Genomic DNA, 1,383 nt, shown 5'->3' on the forward strand with positions numbered 1-1,383 from the left:
GTGCAACCGAATTGACATAGTGTTGATTCGACACTAAGTTGGAGGCTCCTGTACGTGGAGGGACACGACGGTGCGCGAGGCGGAGGCGGTGTGCCCGGCCGGCTGGCTGGGGGTGTCCGCGGATGTGGTGGTCTTCAGTGTCGGCGACGACGCGTTGCGGGTGCGCCTGCAGCGCCGGCACCGCACGCCGTTTGCCGGCAGCCTGGCGCTGCCCGGCACGCTGCTTCGCGACGATGAGTCCCCGGAGGAGGGGGCCCAGCGGGTGCTCGGCGGCGACGTGGGACTGGACCGTGTCTACCGCGAGCAGCTCTACACCTTCGGCCGTCCCGGACGCGATCCCCGCGGGCGGGTGGTGGCGGTGGCGTACTTCGCGCTGGTGCCGGCGAGCGTGGCGGCGGGGCTGCCGGACGGGCCGGACGCCGCCTGGCACGCGGTGGACGCGCTCCCGCCGCTCGCCTTCGATCACGCGGAGATGGTGGCCATGGCGCACCGCCGGCTGTCGGCCAAGCTCGCCTATTCCACCATCGCCCTGGAGCTGATGCCGGAGCGTTTTACCCTCAGCCACCTGCAGGGCGTTTACGAGGTCATCGGCGGCGAACCGCTGGACAAGCGCAACTTTCGCAAGCGCATTGGTGCGCTGGAGTGCGTCGAGCCCACCGGCGAGACCTACCGCGCGGGCAATCACCGCCCTGCGCGGCTGTACCGGCGCCGGACACCGGGCCGGGTCGAGATCATCAAGTGACACCGGGTGCGTCCCGGTGTGGGGAGGACTGGCGATGAACAACGCCGAGCCGGCACGCACCGGCACACACCTGCGGGCCGAGGCCTTCAGCGCGGACGAGACCCTGCGCGCCGGTGAGGCCGATACCCTGCGGGCACGCATTCGCGAGCTGCTCGAGGCCCGCGACGCGGTGCTCGTGGCGCACTACTACACGGCCCCGGAGATCCAGGCCCTGGCGGACGAGACCGGCGGCCACGTCTCGGACTCCCTGGACATGGCGCGCTTCGGCGCGGATCACCCTGCCTCGACCCTGGTGGTGGCGGGCGTGCGCTTCATGGGTGAGACCGCCAAGATCCTCACCCCGGACAAGCGCGTGATCATGCCCGAGCTGGAGGCGACCTGTTCGCTGGACGAGGGCTGCCCGCCGGACGAGTTCGCCGCCTTCTGCGACGCCCACCCGGAGCGCACGGTGGTGGTCTACGCCAACACCAGCGCGGCGGTGAAGGCGCGTGCGGACTGGGTCGTGACCTCCAGCATTGCGGTGGACGTCATCCGGCACCTCCACGCGCGCGGCGAGCCGATCCTCTGGGGGCCGGACCGCCACCTCGGCGATTACATCCGCCGCGAGACCGGCGCGGACATGCTCCTGTGGGACGGGGCCT

Annotated in this window: 2 protein-coding genes; both read left to right on the forward strand. The window is 71.2% G+C overall.

Going from position 1 to position 1,383, the window contains the following annotated elements:
• The first annotated feature begins 70 nt into the window (after nucleotides 1-70).
• Nucleotides 71-742 carry an NUDIX domain-containing protein gene (locus tag G7A99_RS15105; protein WP_018717771.1) on the forward strand — a complete coding sequence of 224 codons (672 nt, stop codon included), beginning with the start codon at nucleotides 71-73 and terminating at the stop codon, nucleotides 740-742.
• A 34-nt stretch (nucleotides 743-776) separates the two neighbouring features.
• A partial coding sequence (locus G7A99_RS25585) for a quinolinate synthase (RefSeq protein ID WP_240466298.1) occupies nucleotides 777-1,383 on the forward strand: 607 nt, incomplete at its 3' end.

The organism is Arhodomonas sp. KWT, from assembly GCF_010993615.1.